The organism is Kiritimatiellia bacterium, from assembly GCA_028715905.1.
Lineage (GTDB): Bacteria > Verrucomicrobiota > Kiritimatiellia > JAAZAB01 > JAAZAB01 > JAQUQV01.
This window is the reverse complement of sequence record JAQUQV010000003.1, coordinates 1-19,838: the sequence shown is the minus strand read 5'-3', so window position 1 is coordinate 19,838 and position 19,838 is coordinate 1. Positions and strand designations below refer to the sequence as shown.

At 56.6% G+C, this 19,838-nt stretch carries 21 protein-coding genes; 7 read left to right on the top strand and 14 right to left on the bottom strand.

Annotated features, from left to right (window positions below):
• Window positions 1-34: 34 nt before the first annotated feature.
• The 7 genes from PHP98_01425 to PHP98_01395 form a co-directional block, all read right to left on the bottom strand.
• Window positions 35-1,180, bottom strand: a complete 1,146-nt coding sequence (locus PHP98_01425; GenBank protein MDD5482301.1) for a type II secretion system protein GspK — start codon at window positions 1,178-1,180, stop codon at window positions 35-37.
• 82 nt (window positions 1,181-1,262) lie between these two features.
• Window positions 1,263-2,072, bottom strand: a complete 810-nt coding sequence (locus PHP98_01420) for a prepilin-type N-terminal cleavage/methylation domain-containing protein (GenBank protein ID MDD5482300.1) — start codon at window positions 2,070-2,072, stop codon at window positions 1,263-1,265.
• On the bottom strand, window positions 2,044-2,475 hold the full coding sequence (locus PHP98_01415) for a prepilin-type N-terminal cleavage/methylation domain-containing protein (protein MDD5482299.1): 432 nt from the start codon (window positions 2,473-2,475) through the stop codon (window positions 2,044-2,046). Before PHP98_01415 ends, PHP98_01420 begins: the two co-directional genes overlap by 29 nt.
• On the bottom strand, window positions 2,462-2,995 hold the full coding sequence (locus PHP98_01410) for a prepilin-type N-terminal cleavage/methylation domain-containing protein (GenBank protein MDD5482298.1): 534 nt from the start codon (window positions 2,993-2,995) through the stop codon (window positions 2,462-2,464). Before PHP98_01410 ends, PHP98_01415 begins: the two co-directional genes overlap by 14 nt.
• A 25-nt stretch (window positions 2,996-3,020) precedes the next feature.
• On the bottom strand, window positions 3,021-3,437 hold the full coding sequence (gene gspG / locus PHP98_01405; protein ID MDD5482297.1) for a type II secretion system major pseudopilin GspG: 417 nt from the start codon (window positions 3,435-3,437) through the stop codon (window positions 3,021-3,023).
• A 172-nt stretch (window positions 3,438-3,609) separates the two neighbouring features.
• Window positions 3,610-4,851 (bottom strand): type II secretion system F family protein, encoded by a 1,242-nt coding sequence (locus PHP98_01400; GenBank protein ID MDD5482296.1) that lies wholly within the window; start codon window positions 4,849-4,851, stop codon window positions 3,610-3,612.
• Between the two features lie 94 nt (window positions 4,852-4,945).
• On the bottom strand, window positions 4,946-6,685 hold the full coding sequence (locus PHP98_01395) for an ATPase, T2SS/T4P/T4SS family (protein ID MDD5482295.1): 1,740 nt from the start codon (window positions 6,683-6,685) through the stop codon (window positions 4,946-4,948).
• A gap of 238 nt (window positions 6,686-6,923) precedes the next feature.
• Here PHP98_01395 and rplU point away from each other — a divergent pair, with 238 nt between their 5' ends.
• The 4 genes from rplU (at window position 6,924) to PHP98_01375 (ending at window position 9,526) form a co-directional block, all read left to right on the top strand.
• On the top strand, window positions 6,924-7,241 hold the full coding sequence (rplU, locus tag PHP98_01390) for a 50S ribosomal protein L21 (GenBank protein MDD5482294.1): 318 nt from the start codon (window positions 6,924-6,926) through the stop codon (window positions 7,239-7,241).
• Between the two features lie 134 nt (window positions 7,242-7,375).
• On the top strand, window positions 7,376-7,633 hold the full coding sequence (gene rpmA / locus PHP98_01385; GenBank protein MDD5482293.1) for a 50S ribosomal protein L27: 258 nt from the start codon (window positions 7,376-7,378) through the stop codon (window positions 7,631-7,633).
• Window positions 7,630-8,715, top strand: a complete 1,086-nt coding sequence (obgE, locus tag PHP98_01380; protein MDD5482292.1) for a GTPase ObgE — start codon at window positions 7,630-7,632, stop codon at window positions 8,713-8,715. Before rpmA ends, obgE begins: the two co-directional genes overlap by 4 nt.
• A gap of 13 nt (window positions 8,716-8,728) precedes the next feature.
• On the top strand, window positions 8,729-9,526 hold the full coding sequence (locus tag PHP98_01375) for a hypothetical protein (protein MDD5482291.1): 798 nt from the start codon (window positions 8,729-8,731) through the stop codon (window positions 9,524-9,526).
• A 196-nt stretch (window positions 9,527-9,722) separates the two neighbouring features.
• On the opposite strand, the gene PHP98_01370 is transcribed toward PHP98_01375, so the two are convergent.
• From PHP98_01370 to PHP98_01355, 4 genes are read right to left on the bottom strand one after another with little or no spacing between them, the layout of a single operon-like run.
• A complete protein-coding gene (locus PHP98_01370) occupies window positions 9,723-10,316 on the bottom strand; it encodes a D-sedoheptulose 7-phosphate isomerase (protein ID MDD5482290.1) in 594 nt (197 codons plus the stop codon).
• Window positions 10,317-10,356: 40 nt separating this feature from the next.
• Window positions 10,357-11,259 carry a class I SAM-dependent methyltransferase gene (locus tag PHP98_01365; GenBank protein ID MDD5482289.1) on the bottom strand — a complete coding sequence of 301 codons (903 nt, stop codon included), beginning with the start codon at window positions 11,257-11,259 and terminating at the stop codon, window positions 10,357-10,359.
• A gap of 34 nt (window positions 11,260-11,293) precedes the next feature.
• The gene (locus tag PHP98_01360; protein ID MDD5482288.1) at window positions 11,294-12,505 is read right to left on the bottom strand and encodes an ABC transporter ATP-binding protein; all 1,212 of its coding nucleotides are present in this window, start codon (window positions 12,503-12,505) and stop codon (window positions 11,294-11,296) included.
• 50 nt (window positions 12,506-12,555) lie between these two features.
• The gene (locus tag PHP98_01355; GenBank protein MDD5482287.1) at window positions 12,556-12,999 is read right to left on the bottom strand and encodes a 3D domain-containing protein; all 444 of its coding nucleotides are present in this window, start codon (window positions 12,997-12,999) and stop codon (window positions 12,556-12,558) included.
• A 258-nt stretch (window positions 13,000-13,257) separates the two neighbouring features.
• Between PHP98_01355 and nadE the strand changes: the two genes are divergently transcribed.
• The 3 genes from nadE (at window position 13,258) to PHP98_01340 (ending at window position 17,142) form a co-directional block, all read left to right on the top strand.
• The gene (nadE, locus tag PHP98_01350) at window positions 13,258-15,162 is read left to right on the top strand and encodes an NAD(+) synthase (GenBank protein ID MDD5482286.1); all 1,905 of its coding nucleotides are present in this window, start codon (window positions 13,258-13,260) and stop codon (window positions 15,160-15,162) included.
• 299 nt (window positions 15,163-15,461) lie between these two features.
• Window positions 15,462-16,727, top strand: coding sequence for a phosphopyruvate hydratase (gene eno / locus PHP98_01345; GenBank protein ID MDD5482285.1), 1,266 nt, complete (start codon window positions 15,462-15,464; stop codon window positions 16,725-16,727).
• A gap of 97 nt (window positions 16,728-16,824) precedes the next feature.
• Window positions 16,825-17,142, top strand: coding sequence for a septum formation initiator family protein (locus PHP98_01340; protein MDD5482284.1), 318 nt, complete (start codon window positions 16,825-16,827; stop codon window positions 17,140-17,142).
• A gap of 233 nt (window positions 17,143-17,375) precedes the next feature.
• On the opposite strand, the gene PHP98_01335 is transcribed toward PHP98_01340, so the two are convergent.
• From PHP98_01335 to PHP98_01325, 3 genes are all read right to left on the bottom strand, one after another.
• Window positions 17,376-18,356 (bottom strand): TerC family protein, encoded by a 981-nt coding sequence (locus PHP98_01335; protein ID MDD5482283.1) that lies wholly within the window; start codon window positions 18,354-18,356, stop codon window positions 17,376-17,378.
• 54 nt (window positions 18,357-18,410) lie between these two features.
• Window positions 18,411-19,433 carry a Gfo/Idh/MocA family oxidoreductase gene (locus PHP98_01330; protein ID MDD5482282.1) on the bottom strand — a complete coding sequence of 341 codons (1,023 nt, stop codon included), beginning with the start codon at window positions 19,431-19,433 and terminating at the stop codon, window positions 18,411-18,413.
• Between the two features lie 72 nt (window positions 19,434-19,505).
• A partial coding sequence (locus PHP98_01325) for an MFS transporter (GenBank protein MDD5482281.1) occupies window positions 19,506-19,838 on the bottom strand: 333 nt, incomplete at its 5' end.

The following is a 19,838-nucleotide window of genomic DNA, read 5'->3' as shown; positions in this document are numbered from 1 at the left end:
GCGTTTCGCATTCTGCATTGTGCGTTCCGATTTGTCAACGCGTTATCAGGTCGGCCGAGGCGGAGTCGCCCTCAATCCAGCTCAAAATGGTAAGATTGTTTTCCGCCAGCAGGACGACACAGGCGCACACCCGCTCCACGTCGCCGACCTTGCCGGAGGACTGGATGTAAAAACGCCCCCTGGAGGTGAAGGAAACATAGGGCGCGATAGATTGATCAAGGCCCGGCACGCGCGCCAGGAGGTCGCCTAAATCCTTGAACGGGGTGTCGTCTTCCGTGCCGTATTCGCCGTCCAGCCCGCTCCGCTGGAAAATAATTTCCTCGGCCATGGGCGAATCAACGCCGAGATACGCCATCAACGTGTCGTGGTCAACGGCATTGATGTTGATCGTCCGGTCCTCGGCGTAAGTCGTCAGGAACCGGGCCACGGCCGCGTAAACCGTCTGGGTCGTCTGGGCAATCGGCTTGTCGTTGAAACCCTTGACGAGCGCGAGTTCATCCACCGTGTCGATGGGGGCGTTTTTGGACTTATAGGGCGGAGTCAATGTTTCATAATACTCGGATTCCGCTCCGTTCAGGTGCGTCAACTCGTCCGCATCAACCCAATCCATGAGGCAGTCAATGAGGGCGTCGCGCTCTTCAAAGGGCACGCCGGCGGTTTCAAAAATGGGCTCCCAGAGGACGAAAGTTTCGTCGCGGTTGTTCGCGTTGACAATGCTGTTCAGGTTGATGCGGGCGTTTTCGGGGCGGATGCGGACCGTGACGGCGCCTTCGCCCAGCCGCCGCGATAATTCCGCGCCGCCGCCGTGCGCGAGGGAAACGGTGGCGGCGCGGCGGTCGGAATCCACCCCCTCGGAAATATAACCGGATATTTCCGGATTGGTTACCTCGGGGTCCGCGGTTTCCAGAAGGGCCATGCGCGCCAGCTCAATGCCGGCCCTTGACAGGTATTCGGCCTTCAATTTCTTGCGCCAGGCGGACACAATCCTCGCCTCAATGTGCATATCAAAGGCAAACGCCGCGACAAACATGGAAAGCAACCCTATCACCCAGAGCACGATGATGAGCACCGACCCGCTCTTTTTTGATTCCGGATTTGCAATGTTTTTTTTTACCGCGCGGAGGCCGCCGAGGTAAAACAAATCCAGTTTTTTATTTATTTTCTGAATATTCAATCGCATTTGCTTTCATATCTCCGCGTTCTCTGCGCCTTCCATGAGAAGCGGGCGGAAAAAAAGGCTTTTCCCGGTCAAATCATCGGCGCTATTTTGTTTTTCCCGCGCTCCAGGAAAGCGGCGCCACCGGAATTTCAACCACCCGCCTGATCTCCACGGTCTCCCCGTTTTTTTCCGGCGGCGCCAGATAGAGCACGATTTCAACCGCCAGCGGCAGACGATTTGTGCGTTCCATGCCTTCCCATTCGTCCTCCCATTTCCACCCCTCGTCGTCATCCGGCTCGCGGGCGACGCGGCAATTCATCCCCAGGATTTTTTCGGAAATAAAAAACGGTGCCACCTCTTCGGGGGCAAAATCAACGGCGTTACCGTAAGGCCGCCAGGCGCGCGAGGCCAGCGCCAGACGTCCGTCTTCATCCTCTTCAACCGAAATCCGGACGCGATGCAGGCCGCGCCAGAGCGGATTCTCGTTCCCCAGCAGGGCAATGCCGGTCTTTACCCAGCCGATCGCGTCGCGCGCCTCGGCGCCCTCGCCGTCATCTTCAAGCATAAAACCGTAGTCGCTGGAGGAAGAGACGGCCGCGGCCGCGCCGGTTGCGGAAGTGTTTGTGGCGTTGGTCTGGACGCCGGCGGCCTGATCCTGGGACGGCTGCCGGACCGGAAAAAAGGCCGAGCGCAGGCCGTCCACGACCTGTTCCATGACAAATTCGCCGCGGTTAAGACTGTCGGCCATGCCCTGTCCCCGCTGCCAGGCCTTGGAAATGCTGTAAAAGGTGCTGAAGGTGATCCCGAGCGCTATCACCATCAACGCCATAGCAACCAAAAGTTCTATTAAAGTGAACCCCCCCGCGGCAAGCCGCGGGGGAGTTTCACTCTTCCTCGTTCGGGCAATAGACATAACTGACCAGTTCCTCCCCGGATTCACGGCCGGCTTCCGGCCGGGCGACCCTCGTGACAACCATAAAAAGTTTCTCCACGCCGTCCACGGGACGCAGTTCGCGCGAAAAGACAAAGCCGTCGTATTCCGCGCCTTCCACGATGTTCTTCTGCAATTCATTGGTGCCGCGCAGGGGATGCTCGCTCTCGCCGCGGGCAAGCACGGCGCGCGCGGTCTGATAATTGCGCGAGAGACGCACCACGGCCAGACAGCGGGCCGTGGCTTCAATAAGAATAAAAATGCCGATGCTCAAAATAGCCAGCGCCAGGACGGCTTCCACCAGGGTCATGCCGGTCTGCCGCGCCGGGCGTTTGAAATTTGCAATTTGAAATTTGCAATTTGAAATTTTTTTATTCCTGTCCATATTCGGTTGCCCGCACGCCGGCCAGCGCGTCAACTTTGACCACGACGTAATTTCCGCGCCGGTCAACAATTTTAACCGCAAACGGCCGGCAAACTCCGTTGCGCCTGAATTCAACCGCGCTGACATCCTCATCGGCATTTCCGTTACGGCCCTCAATTTGAACGGAAGCCACCCTGACGTTTTCAATCATGCGGGTAAAACGCGGCAAGGCGGCGTTGGTTGAAATCAGGTCAATCTGGCCGGTCTCCGTATTAAAAGTCAACGTCAAATCGGTCTGCTTCAGCACGGCCATGCTGCGCGCGTAACGGGCTACGGACACAAAAGTGCGCGCCGCCGTTTTCAGGCGCTGGCCCCGGATGGAACTCACCAGGGCGGGCATGGTTACACCGAGGGCGATGCCGATAATCACGACAACCAGCAAAAGTTCAATCATTGTGAAGCCGCGCGGAAAGGCAGAAGGCAGAAGGCAGAACGCAGAAGGCTTTCCGCCCGGGGCGGAACAATATTCTTTATTTTTCATCCTGCATTCTTAATTCTGCATTTCTTCAATTGGTAATATCGTCCCCGCCGCCGTCGGCTCCGTTCGGACCGTAGGACTTGATTTCATAACCGTTGTCCCGCGGCGTATAGACAAACGCCTTGCCCCACGGATCAAGAGGGATTTCATCTTTTTTAAGGTAAGGCCCTTTCCAGTTCAGTTCCGCCCCCTTGGTAAGAAGGGACTGCAGGCTGGCCGGATAAACGCCGTTGTCAACCTCATACATGTCCAGCGCCAGGCTGATATTCTCAATACTGGCCTTGGCGGCCGCAATCTGGGCCTCCTTGCCGCGGCCCGTCATGCGCGGCAAAACCACGGCGGCCAGGATGCCGATAATGACCACCACCAGCAGAACTTCAATCAGGGTGAAACCGGAATCCCGCCCGGCAACATGCTTTTCATTGTGACGCCGTTTTTTTATCATCGCTGTATTTCCCATCTTATTTGATTTTTAGGTTATTTTACCGCAGACGCGGAGGGCGCCGAGGTAAAACAAAATTTTTTCATCTTTTTCTGAAATTTTAAACCAACCGGACTCCCTGTCTCTGCCTCCTCCACACGTCCAACGAAGCGGGCGGCGAACATTTATTCACCGCTTATGCGTTCAACCCGTTGGTCACTTCAAAGACCGCCAGCAGGATGCTGATGGCCACGAAGCCGACCACAAAGGCCATCAAAACAATCAGCACCGGCTCCAGCACCGTGGTGAAAATTTTTATGCTCCGGTCAAGGTTGTTTTCATACCGGCGGGCGATGTGGGTCAGGGCGCCGTTCATGTCGCCGGTCTCCTCGCCGATCGCCAGCATGTCGGTCAGCATCTGCGGGAAAACCCGGCCGGCCGCGAGCGGCCCCGAAATGGTGGTGCCGTCGGTAACCCGGTCGCGGGCATTGCGGATTTCGGCGGCAATGACCGAATTCTGCACGGTTTTCTCGCCGATTGACAGCGCGTCCAGCACCGGCACGCCGTTGCCGATAAGCATGCCGAGCGTGCGCGCAAACTGGCTGAACGCATTGGCCGTGGTGATATCCCTGATCAACGGGGTTTTCAAATACAACCCGTCCCACATCCTCCTCCCGCTTTCCGTGCGCAGGTAGCGCTTGAAAATAACGGCCAGGATGACAACCAGAATGAGCAGCAGCCAGCCGTATTTGATCATCAATGTGCTGACACCGATCAGGATGCGGGTCGGCAGGGGCAACGTGCTGCCCAGGTCGCGGAAGATCATGGAAAATCTCGGGATCACAAACACCATGCTGAAGATCAGGGTGGCGATGCCGACCGTGATCACTATGCCGGGATAGACCAGCGCCATGACAACCTTTTCCTTAACCTCCTGCAAACGCTCATAATGGCGCACAATTCTCTGCATGACTTCCGCCAGATTACCGCCTGCTTCGCCGGCGCGGATAAGACTGCAATAAAGCGAAGGAAAGCTTTCCGGAAATTTTTCACAGGCCTGGGAAAGACTCGTGCCGCGGATGATGTCGTCCCGGAGCGATTTAATAATTTTATCGCAGGATTGTCCGGTGCGGCGATGGGACAAGGTATTGAGCGCATTGCCGAGTTTCATGCCGGAGGCCAGCAAATCGCTCAATTCCGTGGTAAAGACGAGCATCTCCCGCGCGGCCATGCGCTCCCGGCGGCGGCGCCACAACAAACGGCTCCGCCAGCCGGCGGAAGCCTGTTCCCGGTCGGCCGCGTCTTTTTCTTCAACGGTGACCGGCACCTGTCCCTGGCGCTCAATCTGCAGCAGGGCCGCGCGGCGGTCGGCCGCCTCAATCACCCCTTCAACTTTTTCGCCGGACCGCGTCCGCGCAATATACATAAAGGCAGGCATGCTATCCTTTCAGTAGAATTCGGCGGACAATGCCCGCCTGAGCGAAAGCGAACATTGCACGAAATTCGTGCAATATTCGGGTTTCTCCTGACTTTTACTCATCTTCCTCGGTCACGCGCAAAACCTCCTCAATCGTGGTAACCCCCCCCCCGACCTTCACCCAGCCGTCTTCGCGCAGGGTGCGCATGCCCTGCCTGACCGCCGCCTGTTTGATCACATTTGACGACTCCCGGCCTATAATCAGCGGCCGGATGGCGTCGTTCACCGCCAGCGCCTCAAAAATCCCCCGCCGGCCGAGGAAACCCGTCCGCCGGCATTTCTCGCACCCGCCCGCTTCATAAATCTTGACGCCGCCCGCCGCCGGCGGCGGGAAGTTGATTTCCCTTAAAAACGATTCTTCAATTTCCTTCTCGCGTTTGCAGGCGTCGCAGAGCACACGCACCAGGCGCTGGGCAATGATCGCCTCAACCGAAGACGAAATCAGGAAGGGCTCAATGCGCATGTCAATCAGGCGGGTGATGGCGCCGGCGGCGTCGTTGGTGTGCAGGGTGCTGAAAACGAGGTGGCCGGTCATGGAGGCGCGGATCGCTATCTCGGCGGTCTCATAATCACGGATTTCACCGACCATGATCACGTCCGGGTCCTGGCGGAGGATGTGGCGCAGGCCGGCGGCAAAGGTCAGACCTATTTCCGGGCGGACCGCGATCTGGTTGACGCCGCTGATTTCATATTCAATCGGGTCCTCAATCGTGATGATCCGCTGGTCAATAGAATTTATCGTGTGCAGGCAGGAATACAGGGTGGTGGACTTCCCGGAGCCGGTCGGGCCGGTTACCAGCAAAATGCCGTGCGGTTTTTCAATGAGCTTGCGGATGACGGCCTCGTCGGACGGGTTCATGCCGATGCTGTCAAGCTCCAAAAGGCCCGTGCCGCGCGTCAGAAGGCGCAGGCTGATGCTCTCGCCGTAAACGGTCGGGATCGTGGAAACGCGGATATCCAGGCTTTCGCCGTGAATGCTGAGCCCGATGCGTCCGTCCTGCGGAAGGCGTTTCTCGGCTATGTCCATGTTGGACATGACCTTGATGCGCGAAACAATGGCGGGCTGGAAACGTTTCAGCTGGGGCGGCATGGAGGTCTGATGCAGCACGCCGTCCACGCGGTAACGGATGCGCAACTCATCCTCCATCGGCTCAAAATGAATGTCCGTGGCGCGGTCTTTATACGCTTCCCAGATCACCTGGTTGACGAACTTCACGATGGAAGCCTCCTGGTCCAGGTCGCTCAGGTCAACCTTGGTCAGAATTGACTCCTCGGAATCATCAATCGCGTCGTCTTCCATAAGTCTTTCCATCGTGTCGGCCCCGACCCCGTAAAACTTGTTGATGGCCTTGGCGATATCAGCCGCCGGGCTCAGCACCATCCGCACCCTTCCGCCCGAGACCAGGCGGACCGCGTCAATCACCGCGGCGTTGAAGGGGTCATTGGTGGCAACCTGCAAAACACCGTTTTCCACCGCAAGGGGAATGATATTATACTGAAAGACCACCTTGGCCGGCAGTTTGCCGAGGGCATCCTTGGTGATGGCCACTTCATTCAACCTGATAAAAGGCAGATTGAGGATTTTCCCGACCGCCTCAAGAAATTCAGCCTCCGCGGCGTAGCCCGCCTCAACAATCATCTGGGTAATGGAAAGGCCGCCCTCGCTCCTGCGCGCGAGAACCGCGCCGACTTGCTCGTCCGTCAATAGTCCGCAGCGCTTCAAGAGGCCCGCCAGCCGCGGCGGCGGAGCCGCGGACGCCGTTTTGTTCCCGGAAGCTGGAGTTGTATCCGACATGTTTTCAATTTATGGCATTTAAAGGCAAAAGTCAAGTTCCCCCGCCGCATCCCCCCCCGTCCCAAGGACAACAGCTTCCCGCGGAGATAAAAAACCGGCCAAGCCTGCCCAACCCCCGTCATCCCGGGCGCGTCCAAAACAAATTTTTTTTTTATTTGACTTAAAACGCGCATCCATTATCTTATTTCCCTCGTTGCGCGAACTTAATACGAACTGAATCATATTTGAAAAGGCCATTATGAGCGCTTATGCGGTAATTGAAACCGGCGGAAAACAATATCTGGTTCATCAGGAAGATGTCCTGCAGGTTGAACTCCTGGACGCCGCCGCCGGCGCCGAAGTTGAACTGACTCCGGTCCTCGCCGTCTCCGATGGAACAATTTTAAAAATAGGCCAACCCCGCCTTGACAACGCCGCGGTCAACGCCGTTGTCGTCAAACACATCCGCGGCCCGAAAGTTGTGTCTTTCAAAATGAAACGCCGCAAGGGATACCACCGCAAGAAAGGCCACCGGCAGGAATTGACCGTGCTGAAGATCAAGGAAATTACAATCTGAATCGGAATTCAGGAGACAGCAGTCAGAACGCAGAAACAAAATGGTTCAGCGGCCAGCAATCGTGATTTTGAATTTTGTTTTCAAATTCCGAACGGCTATTGTTGACTACTGACTACCGGATCTGCTGAAAGGAAATTATGGCGGAAAAAGGCGGCAGTCATGCGGTAAACGGGCGCGACAGTTGCGGCAAGCGGCTGGGCGTGAAATGTTTTGACGGACAGTTCGTAAAGGCGGGATCCATCATCACCCGCCAGCGCGGCACAAAATTAATGCCGGGCGCAAACGTCAAGCGCGGCCGCGATGATACCCTTTTTGCGCTCAAGCCGGGCGTCGTGCGGTTCGTCAGGAACAGCAAGCTCGTCAAAGTGGAAGAGACCGCCGCCGCTAAGTGAAAGGCCACCGCTTTATTGAAACGGCGAAGGTGAAAATCTTCGCCGGCAAGGGGGGCGACGGCTGCCGCAGTTTCCGCCGCGAAAAATACGTGCCGATGGGCGGCCCCGACGGCGGCGACGGCGGCCGCGGCGGAAACATCATCCTGCGCGCCGATAAAAACACCGATTCGCTCCTCGCTTTTTATTACCGCCCCGAACGGCGCGCGCCCGACGGCGGACACGGCCGCGGCAAAAAGATGCACGGCCGGAACGGCGCCGACCTCACGCTCAACGTCCCCTGCGGCACGGTTGTCAATGACTTTGAAACCGGGGAGCAGTTTGCCGACCTTGTTGCCGACGGGGAAATGTTTCTCGCGGCCCGCGGCGGCAAGGGGGGCATGGGAAACTGCCACTGGCTTACCAGCACCCACCGCGCCCCCACCGAACACACCCCCGGGGAAGCGGGCGAAGCCAGGAAACTGAAACTGGATTTGAAAATCGTGGCCGATATCGGCCTGATCGGATTTCCCAACGCCGGCAAATCAACCCTGATCAGCGCCATCAGCCATGCGCACCCGAAAATAGCGCCCTACCCTTTTACCACTCTTTATCCGGTCATCGGCACGGTGCAAGACGGCCCTTTCAGCGATCATGAATTCAAAGTGGTGGATATTCCCGGCCTGATCAAGAACGCCCACGCCGGCGTAGGGCTGGGACACGATTTTCTGCGGCACGTGGAGCGCACGCGCGCGCTGGTTTTTATCCTGGACATGGCCGGGACCGACGGCCGCCACCCGGCCGATGATTATCTCGTCCTGCGGGATGAAATAAAACGCTACAAGGCGGAACTGCTTACGCGGCCATTCGTGGCGGCGGCCAACAAGATGGACCTGCCGGAAAGCGCCGGACTGCTGAAGGAATTCGTCAGACGCACCGGAATCAAACCCCTGAAAATAAGCGCGCTGAGCGGCGACGGCATTGACGCCCTGAAAAATGCCATGGCCGGGCTCGTCCGGCGCAGTCATGCCGCGCGCAAGAGGAACAAAGTCCGGCCGGAAACAACCCGCATGAATTGCAATGGCCTGGATACAAAAAACGGTTAAGGAGAATCTTTCAATGCAAAACAAATGTCCGTCCGCCGGCATATTATTCGCGGCCATACTATTCCTGACCGTGTTCGCGCTGATCCCCCCGGGCGCGCGGGCGGCCTCCTATCCGGCCCGCGGAAAAGCAGTTGCCGCCAGAGCGCCGCAGGCGCAAACCGTTCCGCCCCCCCGGGAACTGCCGGATGCGGAAGAAGAACCATCTTATATCCCGCCCTATATCGCCCTGGGAATCAAGGCCGGCACACTGGGGGCCGGCGCCGAAATAACGCTGGGCGTGCTGGAAGACGTGTTGAACGTGCGGGCGGGAGGGAATTACCTGCATCTGAGATTCAGCGGAAAGATAAAGGACGTTGATTACGGCGTTGACCTCAACATGGCCTCGGTGCCGCTGCTGCTGGACTGCCATCCCTTTTGCAATAATTTCAGGATTACCGGCGGATTTATTTTGAACCACAACCGCCCCGGTTTGGACGCGAAACTGAACGAGACCCAGAAAATCGGCGGCCATGATTACACGCCCGAGGAGATCGGCACGCTCAGCGGGAGCGTGAATTTTAAAAAATTCGCGCCCTATGCCGGAATCGGTTTCGGCAACGCGGTCGGACCGCATACTTCATGGAATTTTGTCTTTGACCTGGGCGTTATGTTTCAGGGCTCCCCCGACATCAGCCTGACGGCGGACGGCTCAAAATCCGGCGACCCCGTTTTTCAGGCCGACCTGGCCCAAGAGGAAGGGAATGTCCAGGACGAGGCCGATAAATTCAGGTTTTACCCTGTTCTGGCGGTCGGAATTTCATATCAATTTTAAAACGGCCGGCCGTTATCCGAAACTTGCCTGTTCTCCAGGCCCGCCCCGATTGACCATCATTGTATCCAAAACCCGATGGGCGCAGTTTATAAACTGCGCCCATTGGCTTGCGATAAATTATTTTTTTATCCCAGCATTGAGCATGGCGTTTTATGATTCCTCCGTATATTTTACGGAAAAAGACAGCAAACGCCAATCAAGACCGCGCGGGCTTGAAGAGCCGCGTTTCAATGATCTCGCAGAGGATATGCCCGAGCATGATATGCGCCTCCTGAATCCGGGGGGTATCCTGCGAAGGCACGGCGAGGCAGTAATCGCACAACCCGGCCATTTTCGCGCTCTTTTCGCCGGTAAACCCCACGGCGACAATTTTCATTTTCCGGCACTGCTTGAGCGCCTTCAGAATATTCGGCGATGAACCCGACGTTGAAAAACCGATGAACATATCGCCTTTCGCGCCCAGGGCCTCTATTTGGCGCGCAAAAATGCGTTCAAACGACGAATCGTTGGCAATCGCGGTCATTACGGAAGTATCGGTTGAAAGGGCGACGGCCGGAAGGGCCGGACGGTCAAAACGGAACCGGTTGACAAACTCGCCGGCCAGGTGCTGGGCATCGGCCGCGCTGCCGCCGTTGCCGGCCAGCAGGATTTTGCGGCCGGAACGGCAAACCTTCACCGCCGCGTCGGCAATTTTCGCCACGCGCGCCATGAACAAGCGGTCGGCGAGAATGCTCTGCTTGGTGCCGATTGAGCTCTGAATGGTTTCGCTGATAAATTTACCGGCATTCATTTTGTTTCTTACTTTCTCCTTCCATTTTAAAATTTTATTTTTAAGACAACCGCTCCGCCGGGCCCGCCAATACCAGAAATGAATTGGCGAAAAAAGGAAATTGATTATTGGCGATAACATTCAGCAAGGCAAGCTTTTCGTCAAAAATCCGGTAGCGGACGCGGTCATAATTGGGCGCGTTCCGGAGGATACGGTTTGTTTCCGGCAGAAAGGCGTCGCTGAAAATTTCATCCGGCAATTTATAATCGGGATACGGATAAAAATACTGCGGGGCGGAAAATCCCGCTTGCTTCAAAAGGGCGGAAAGCTCGGCGCGCGACCAGGTTTCGGCCGGACCGCCCGCGGGATAGCCTTCCAGACCGTCAAACGCGCGGCCGGTATGATCATCGCGCGCGCCGGCGAAATATTTCAGGCCGAACCTGTTCTCAACCGCCGTAAAAAGAATGCCATCCGGCTTGAGAAAACCGCGGCAGATTTCCAGCAGACGGACGGCCGGCGATTCGCCCGCAACCAACGAACGGGCATACTCCAGCACGCCGACCAGCGTTATATAGTCAAATTTTTTCGCAAACCGCAAATCGCGGATGTTGCCGGCGATAACTTCCAGGTTTTCAAGAGCGCGGTGCCGCTCGTAAATAATCCGGCTGCGCCGGAGGGAAAGCTCAACCGCGGTGACTTTTGCGGACTTTTCAGCAAACAGCCCGGTCAAGGCGCCGCAGCCGGCGCCGACTTCAAGCAAATGCGCGTCCCTGCGGAACGGATACCATTCCAGCAGGTTCCGGCGCTCCGGCGAAAGATGATACAAGACCGGCCAGCGGCTGTCCGCGGCAAGAATAACGGAAATATTTGCGCCGGACTGGAACCAGCCGAGCATTTCATCCTCAACCGCGCCGTCCGAGTAAAGGTCGGCGCCGGCATGATATTCTGTAATCAGTTTCGCCATCGGTTAAAAGCTAATCAAAATGTCAAACACGGGACTAAACACGATTGACCGTAACACTGCTCCCCAGATCATACCAGCCCACCATGGGCATTAAAGAAGAAACCTCAAAGAAAACGGCGTCATAAAGGCGGTGATAGACAACAATGCCCTCCGCATCATAGCCGACGCAACCGAGGGAGAGCGCGTATCTCCCCGACTGCATGTTGAGCACCTGTTCAAAACGCACTTCAACTTCTTCGCCCTTGCGGAACATACCCGGCGAAATTTTCTTGTATTCGGTGTTGGTGCCGGTTATTTCAAGCCCCTTCAAATCTTTTATGGTGAAGGCAAAAATCGGCTCGGCAATTTCATCCAGGAATCTGACCCTCATCCGGATTGTAAACGGCCGGCCGTTTTCCAGGAAACGGGCCGGGCGGTTGGATTCATCATGCAAGCCGCAATCGGCAATGAGCGCTTTCTTGTTGCCGTAAGAAAGCGCATCCGCGCCGGCCGGCGGCCCGGCATCCGCGCCGGAATCGGGAAAAGCGCAGCCCGCCATGATCCGTTTGTATGCGTCCACCGCCTGCTTCGGACCGCCTTCCGCAACCAGCCGCCCCCGGTCAAGAACAACGGCCCGGTCGCAATAGCGAATGACGGTGTCCAGGGCATGGGTCACAAAAATAACGGTTTTGCCTTTTTCCCTGAAATCGGCCAGCTTGCGGAAGCACTTCGCCTGAAAGTTCATATCCCCGACCGCCAGAGCCTCGTCCACAATCAGGATGTCGGGATCCACGCTGATGGCAACGGCAAATGCCAGGCGGACGAACATGCCGCTTGAATAGGTGCGCACCTGCTGGTCAAGATAATCGCCGACGCCCGCAAAGGCGATCATCTCATCCATCCGCCGGTCAATCTCGCGCCTGGTATAGCCCATGATCGTGCCGCTGAAATAAATGTTTTCCATCCCGGTCAGCAGGGGATTGAAGCCGGCCCCCAGCTCAAGCAAGGCCGCCACCCGCCCCCGCACAAAAACACCGCCGCCGGTGGGCGTTAAAATGCCGGCGATAATTTTAAGGAGCGTTGACTTGCCGGAGCCGTTGCGGCCGATAATGCCCAGGGTTTCACCGCGTCTGACGCGCAGGGAAATATCCCGAAGGGCGTAAAAATCCTGGTGATATTTTTTGCGCGGGCGCAGCAGTTCCCGGAACCGGTCGGAAGGCCGGTGGTAAAGCCGGTAAACCTTATTCAAATGTTCAACGCTGATCATAATCAATCGGCGGCGGCAAATGGCCGCCGGGCCGGAATAATCGGCCGTCTCTACGGCAGCCAGATTCTGACCTTCATAATCCGCCTGCCCCAGCTGAGCGCTTGCCGGTGAGAGCCGAAAAACAATTCAATATGATTGCCCCGGATGCCGCTTCCGCAATCTTCCACGCGCCCGTAGCCGTAGCCGGGAATATACATGATCGTGCCGTAAGGATAAAGCGATAAATCGGCGGCAAGGGTGCCCTTCCCGGCCTTTTTGCCGCTGGCGGTGACGCCGACTTTTTTCGGCTTGCCTTTCAAGGGGCCGCCGGCATAGACCGGGCGCCCGAGCCAGTTGCGTTCCCATCCGCAGCATTTTCCGCACTTGCAATAGGCGGTAATCAGCATTTTTTTTTCCAGCGGCCGCGCACCCGCCGGCGGCCGGATAGTGGCGCACCCGCCGGCCAGAAGAAGCGCCATGGCCGCGCAGAAACATTTCAAGCAATAGAAATTCATTTTGTCCGCCCCGTCCCCGATCTTTCGCCGGCGACTAAAAAGCCTGAGTTTTAACATAACGATTAGCCGATTCTGCATCACAAGACAAGCTATTTTCCGGGCCGCCGGAAAAGGAAAAAAATTAAGGAAATAATCCCGCCGCAAGCCCGCGCGCGGCGCTCAAGCCCCTGATCCGGAAATACTTTTTGTCTTTGATAACCGCGGCAAAAATGATATTTTCCCGGCAACAAGACAAATACCTTTAAATCAGCACGGCCCATGCATGCCAAACCAAAACATCTGCGCGCGGCCCTGGCGCAAATAAATGTCGTCCCCGGCCAGCCCGCGCTTAACACCGCAACCATGCTGAAGGGTATCGCCGCGGCAAAACAAAAAAAAGCCCGGCTGATCGTCTTCCCGGAACTGGCCATTCCCGGCTACCTCATCGGCGACAACTGGGAACGGAACGCCTTTCTGCGCGAATGCGAAGAATGCGGCGAGCGGATTCGCGCGGCCGCAAAAAACATCACCGTCGTCTTCGGCAACGTCGCCATGGACTGGGGCCGAAAAAACGAGGATGGCCGAGTGCGCAAATACAACGCCCTCTTTGTCGCCGAGCGGGGAAAATTCATCGGCCCGCGCGGCGCTCCATACAATTTTGTCATAAAAACCCTCTCGCCGAATTACCGCGAGTTTGACGAAAGCCGTTATTTTTACGATTTGCGCAAGCTGGCGCAGGAGCTGGGGCAAAAACCCGAAAAACTCATTTCGCCGGTGAAGGCCTGCGGGCTCGCCCTGGCCTGCATTCTCTGCGAAGACGCCTGGGACGCGGACTATGGCGTTTCCCCTCTGCGGATCATGGCGAAACACCCCGTTGACATCATCCTTAACAGCAGCTCCTCGCCCTTCACTCTCAATAAAAACCGCAAGCGTGAAACTGTTTTTTCCGGGCACTGCGCCCGCCTCCGGCGGCCGCTTATCTACGTCAACAACGTCGGCATCCAGAACAACGGGAAGACCGTTTACACTTTTGACGGCTCTTCCTGCGTCTACGACTCCGGCGGCAATTGCCGCCGGGCCGGCAGGCGGTTTGAGGAAAACATACAGGTTTTTGACATTCCCATGGACGGCACGCCTTTCGGCAGGCAACCCGGCGGAGCCGAAGACGACATCGGCGCGATTTACGAGGCCTTATGCTCCGGACTGCAGTCATTCCTCAAGCAAATCGGGATAAAACGGATGGTCGTCGGCCTTTCCGGAGGAATAGACTCGGCGGTCGCGGCCTGTCTTTGCCGGCAGACGCTGCCGCGAAAAAACCTGCTGTTGATAAACATGCCCGGGCGCTTCAATTCCCCCGTTACCATCCGTCTGGCGCGGGCAATCGCAAAAAATCTTGGATGTTATTACGTTGAAATCCCCATAGACCCAAGCGTCAAACTGACCGTATCCCAAATTGACAATCTGGCCATAAAATCATTTGCCAACGCCTTGCGGGGACGGTTGCGCCTGAACGGGCCCATCCTGGAGAACATCCAGGCCCGCGACCGCTCCGCGAGGATTCTGGCGGCGGCCGCGGCGGCCTTCGGCGGCGCGTTCACCTGCAACGCCAACAAGGCGGAAATGACAATCGGCTACACAACCATGTACGGCGACCTGGCCGGATGTCTGGCGCCGCTCGGCGACTTATGGAAGCGCGAAGTCTACGCGCTGGCAAAATTCATGAACAAGAATATTTTCAAGCGGGAAATCATTCCGGCGGAATGTTTTGACTTAAAACCCTCGGCGGAGCTCAGCCCAAAACAGAACGTGGACAAAAACCAGGGCGACCCGCTTTGCTATCCCTATCATGACCGGCTCTTTGCCGCCTGGGTTGAGCGCTGGCAGAGGGTTACCCCGGAGGAAATCCTCGCCTGGCGCCTGGCCGGCAGGCTGGAAAAGGAAATCGGCTGCGAAGTGAAGGCCGGCGATATTTTCAAGAACAATCGCGTCTTCATCGCCGACCTGGAACGCTGGTGGGAACAATACTGCGGCCTGGGGATCGCGAAACGCATCCAGGCGCCGCCGGTCCTGGCCGTTAAAAAACGCGCCTTCGGCTTTGACCACCGCGAGGCGCAAACACCCCCCTGGTACAGCGCGCGCTACCGGAAATTAAAACAGCAATTGCTGAAACGCCGTTTTTCCTAAGGCGGCAGTGCCGCCATCCAAACCTTTCCCGGCTGGCGATCCGTCGGTCTTATTTAGGGCTTCTACGCTAAAGTGTATCGTGTTTAAATGGAACGGTTCAGCCGCGAAAACGAACCAGTCCCCATTGCGCAGGAAGGGGCTGCCTGCGCTTTTTTTGCATGAATTCCATCATTCATCACTGACAAATCCGTTTCCCAAAAACGCGGATTATGGGCTTGTCCCCCGCCAACCGGAACATTATAATGGCGGCGTTAATAATTTTAATCGGCAATTCAAAACCAGGAAAGGAAAGAAATATCATGTCGGAAATCACCAGCGTACACGGGCGGGAAATACTGGATTCGCGCGGCAATCCCACGGTTGAGGTTGAGGTTCACTTAACGGGCGGCATTATCGGACGCGCGGCAGTGCCTTCCGGCGCTTCCACCGGCGAACACGAGGCGCTGGAACTGCGGGATGGCGATCAAAAACGCTACGGCGGCAAGGGAACACTGAAGGCCGTCAAGAACGTGAATGGGATCATTCAGGATACCCTCATCGGCCTGGACGCGATTGACCAGGTAAGAGTTGACCGCACGCTGATTGAGCTTGACGGAACTGAAACCAAAAAGAAACTGGGCGCAAACGCCACGCTGGGAGCTTCGCTGGCCACGGCCAAAGCCGCAGCCGAGTGCCTGGGAATACCGCTTTTCCGTTATATCGGCGGCGCCAACGCCAAGGTGCTGCCGGTGCCGATGATGAACATCATGAACGGCGGCGCTCATTCCGACGCCCCGATTGACCTGCAGGAATTCATGATCATGCCCAGGGGCGCCTCCTCTTTCAAGGAAGCCTTGCGCATGGGCGCCGAAGTGTTTCACGCGCTTAAATCCATCCTGAAAGGCATGAACCTCAGCTCCGCCGTGGGCGATGAAGGCGGTTTTGCGCCCAACCTGAAAAACAACACCGAACCGCTGGAAGTAATCGTAAAGGCCGTCGCAAAAGCCGGTTACGAGCCCGGCCGGGACGTTTTTATCGCCCTGGACCCGGCCGCCAGCGAGTTTTATGACGGCAAACGCTATGTCTTCAAAAAAAGCGATAAGTCTTCCAGAACATCGGAAGAAATGATCGCTTTCTACACCCAGTTGGCAAAAAAATTCCCCATCATCAGCATTGAGGACGGCCTGGCGGAAAACGACTGGGCCGGCTGGAAGCTGATGACCGACAAAATCGGCGATAAAATCCAGCTCGTCGGCGACGATCTGTTTGTCACCAACACCAAATTCCTCAAAAAAGGCATTGCGAGCGGCACGGCCAATTCCATTTTGATCAAGCTTAACCAGATCGGCACGCTGACCGAAACGTTAGACGCCATATCCATGGCCAACCGCGCCGGTTACACGGCCGTCATCAGCCACCGTTCCGGCGAAACGGAAGACACCACCATCGCCGACCTGACGGTGGCAGTCAATGCCGGCCAGATTAAAACCGGATCGCTTTGCCGCACCGACCGCGTATGCAAGTATAACCAACTGCTGCGCATAGAAGAGATGCTCGGGAAAAACGCCGTTTATGGTCTTAATTAAGGCATAAAACAACAAAGGTGCATTAGGCCAAGGCCGGAGATTATTTTATGTTTTCTTTCCGGCTTTGCGCCTTATCCCTTTGTGCCGCCTCCGCAGGATGAAATTCTGGCTTACGCTTTACCGGATCGCATCGGTTGTTTTTGCGGCGGTAGTGATTATTGCCGTGATCAGCGCCTTCCTGCCTAAAATCAGGCAGAACCAGGAACGCCAGCGCAAGATCACCGCCCTTGATGAGGAAAACCGCCGCAAGGAAGAGGAAGTTCAGGCGTTGCGCAGGCAGCAGGAGCTGTTTACCACGGACCCCAAGCACGTTGAGCGGCTGGCGCGCGAGGAACTGGGTAAGACCAAATCCGGCGAAACGATCTACCGTTTCAGCGAAAAAAAGACGAATACGCACCTCAAGCGCCGGCAATAAAAACAACCTGGGCGGGGGAAAGACCGGAAAACCGGCAAAACGGCCCTGGAACGGGGCGGCACCCCCCGCCAGCACGCCGGCCAATCCCGGGTGTTGTTCCATTCCTGCTCCACAGCGGCGCTGTCAATTGATTCCGCCGGACGCCGGGCATCCGCGAGCATGCCGCCCTTCAAGGAAACGGCATTACGCATAAAAGCGCTTTCCATTTTAATTTACGGCGCCAGGCGGCCGCGTCAACCGGCGGCGGGGGCGCCGGACTGCGGGTCATCTTTGGAAGAACAAGCCGGGGTCAGCGCTGATGCATCCTTCCGCGGACGAATGATAGAAACCGTTATTGAAACAAGCAGGATAACAAAAATCACGCCCAAGGCGGCGCCGACCGGGATATGGCAGATATCGGAGAGCAGCATTTTCACGCCCACAAAAGCCAGGATCGCGGAAAGCCCGTAATTGAGATAGCAAAACAGCCGCGCGATCCCCGCCAGCACAAAGTAGAGCGCCCGCAAGCCCAGAATGGCGAAAACGTTTGAGGTATACACGATAAACGGATCGAAAGTAATGGAAAGGATGGCGGGGATTGAGTCAACCGCGAAAATGATGTCCGTCGTCTCCACGATCAACAGCACAATAAACAAGGACGTGGCGAAAATCCGGCCGTTACGTCTTACGAAAAACCGGCCGTTTTCATATCCGGCCGAAACGGGCATCAGCCGGCGAAACAGCTTGATCAACGGGTTTTTCTCCGGATGAATCTCATGGTCTTTCTGAAAAGCCATCTTGAGACCGGCCAAAACCAGGAACGCCCCGAAAATATAAATGATGAAATGAAACTTCTGGACCAGGGTGATGCCGGCGGCGATAAAAAGCGCCCGCATGATCAATGCGCCCAGCACCCCCCAGAAAAGGACTTTGGGCTGGTAACGGGATGGCACGCGGAAATAGGAAAAGATAAGCAGAAAGACAAAGACATTGTCCACGCTGAGGGAGAGTTCTATCAAATAACCGGTTGTAAACTCCAGGGCCTTCTCGGAACCGCGCCAGAACCAGACCCCCATGTTGAAAATGAACGCAAAGGCAACCAGACAGCCCCAGCGCATTAAAGCCGCTTTAAGGCCGATTGTATGGTCTTTGCGCTGGAAAACGCCAAGGTCAAAGGCCATGACCGCGAACATAAAAACGCCGAAAATACTCCATAACAAGGCCTGGCTTGACATCAAATCCTCTTATCGCATAAAATGAGGGGCAATTGGTTTTCCGGCGCCGCCGGGTTATAACGCCACGTCATGAAGGTTTTCGTCGGCCGCCTTCTGGGTCAGCAGCGTATTGCGCGAAGACTCAATCACTTCGGCGGTCATCAAATCCCCGGCGGCGGATTGCCCCCGGATTTCCCTTAAAAACGAATCAAAATAAAAACCGGCCGGCCCCGGCGGCGGCAGAATGGGCCGCGGTTCTTTCTCGCCGTTCCGGTATAAAATTCCGTCCTTGTGATTCGCCTCAATGAGCCCCGCGGAGCCCCAGATCGTAAAACGCCAGTATTGCGGAAGCGAATAACCGAAACTGTCCGGGGCGAAATAGGAAACATCGCCCAGGACCCCGCAGCCGTTGTCCATGGTCAGCATGAACTGGGCCGCATCCTTGAAATGCGGCGCTTCCTTGAGCCGGGCGTTCCAGTTGCGCGCCGCATTCACCCGGACAAAGCGCAAACCAGTCATCCAGGGAATGGAATTGAAGGCGTGAATGGCGATGTCATTGATTGTGCCGCCGTGTTTCCCCTCCTCAAAGTACCAGCCCGGCCTGGCCCGGTAGTTTAACGGATGCTGGCCGTTACATGCAATTGCGTGGATTTCCCCGAGCGCCCCGGCGCGGATCAAATCCCGCATCGCCAGCGTGGTGCCGCCGGAGCGCTGGTCCAACTGACAGCCTACCGCCAGCCGTTTTTGCCGCGCGAGATTTTCAATTTCATCAAGTTCCGCCAGGCGGACGCAGATGGGCTTGTCGCTGATGACGTGCTTGCCGCGCTTCAAGGCCTCAATAAGGATCGCCCCCCGCCGGGCATAATAATCGCCAACGGCCAGAATATCAAAATCAAGTTCGTCCAGCATTTTTTCATAATTCTCATGCGTAATTTCCGCCTGCGCAGATTTTTTTAACGCCGCGCGCGTTTCGGCGTGCTCCTCGCATGCGCCGGCGATTTCAACATCGGCGCGCTTGGCTTTATACACGCTGAAAATATGTCCATGCCGAAACCCCATAAACGCCATACGCAGTTTTTTTTCCGTTCCTTTATTCATAATTTTCCATCCTTTTCACGGTAACCCGCAAATTTCACATGGCAGGCGTAAAGCCAGTTGCGCCGTATTCCATTATTCATGCGGGGCCGCGCGGCCACCGTTTTCATCCGCCCCAGCGGGAGCCGCCTCCGGCTTTTTATAGGCAAGCGCCAGCAACAGTCCGGCCGCCAGCATTCCGGCGGCCGTGTAAATGGCGGCTTCCCTGAAACACGCAAAGACCAAAGGCCCGACAATACCCGCTGCGCCCCAGGCTGTCAAGACGGAGCCGTATATCCGGCCGACATGGGCGGGGCCGAAAGAATCGGCCACGAGCGCCGGCATGACGGCGAATCCGCCGCCATAACACGCCAGCAGGTAACAGGCGGCCGCCGTGAATAAAGCGACGTTTTTGACCTGCGGCAAAAG

Bases quoted from the DNA above. Each gene is read 5' to 3' on its own strand.
- PHP98_01365 (MDD5482289.1), bottom strand. From the start codon at position 11,259: ATGGCGAAACTGATTACAGAATATCATGCCGGCGCCGACCTTTACTCG.
- PHP98_01425 (MDD5482301.1), bottom strand. From the start codon at position 1,180: ATGCGATTGAATATTCAGAAAATAAATAAAAAACTGGATTTGTTTTAC.
- PHP98_01355 (MDD5482287.1), bottom strand. From the start codon at position 12,999: ATGAATTTCTATTGCTTGAAATGTTTCTGCGCGGCCATGGCGCTTCTT.
- PHP98_01395 (MDD5482295.1), bottom strand. From the start codon at position 6,685: ATGTCGGATACAACTCCAGCTTCCGGGAACAAAACGGCGTCCGCGGCT.
- PHP98_01360 (MDD5482288.1), bottom strand. From the start codon at position 12,505: ATGATCAGCGTTGAACATTTGAATAAGGTTTACCGGCTTTACCACCGG.
- gspG (MDD5482297.1), bottom strand. From the start codon at position 3,437: ATGATAAAAAAACGGCGTCACAATGAAAAGCATGTTGCCGGGCGGGAT.
- PHP98_01370 (MDD5482290.1), bottom strand. From the start codon at position 10,316: ATGAATGCCGGTAAATTTATCAGCGAAACCATTCAGAGCTCAATCGGC.
- PHP98_01415 (MDD5482299.1), bottom strand. From the start codon at position 2,475: ATGGACAGGAATAAAAAAATTTCAAATTGCAAATTTCAAATTGCAAAT.
- nadE (MDD5482286.1), top strand. From the start codon at position 13,258: ATGCATGCCAAACCAAAACATCTGCGCGCGGCCCTGGCGCAAATAAAT.
- eno (MDD5482285.1), top strand. From the start codon at position 15,462: ATGTCGGAAATCACCAGCGTACACGGGCGGGAAATACTGGATTCGCGC.
- PHP98_01330 (MDD5482282.1), bottom strand. From the start codon at position 19,433: ATGAATAAAGGAACGGAAAAAAAACTGCGTATGGCGTTTATGGGGTTT.
- PHP98_01410 (MDD5482298.1), bottom strand. From the start codon at position 2,995: ATGAAAAATAAAGAATATTGTTCCGCCCCGGGCGGAAAGCCTTCTGCG.
- PHP98_01335 (MDD5482283.1), bottom strand. From the start codon at position 18,356: ATGTCAAGCCAGGCCTTGTTATGGAGTATTTTCGGCGTTTTTATGTTC.
- rplU (MDD5482294.1), top strand. From the start codon at position 6,924: ATGAGCGCTTATGCGGTAATTGAAACCGGCGGAAAACAATATCTGGTT.
- PHP98_01340 (MDD5482284.1), top strand. From the start codon at position 16,825: ATGAAATTCTGGCTTACGCTTTACCGGATCGCATCGGTTGTTTTTGCG.
- PHP98_01400 (MDD5482296.1), bottom strand. From the start codon at position 4,851: ATGCCTGCCTTTATGTATATTGCGCGGACGCGGTCCGGCGAAAAAGTT.
- PHP98_01375 (MDD5482291.1), top strand. From the start codon at position 8,729: ATGCAAAACAAATGTCCGTCCGCCGGCATATTATTCGCGGCCATACTA.
- PHP98_01420 (MDD5482300.1), bottom strand. From the start codon at position 2,072: ATGTCTATTGCCCGAACGAGGAAGAGTGAAACTCCCCCGCGGCTTGCC.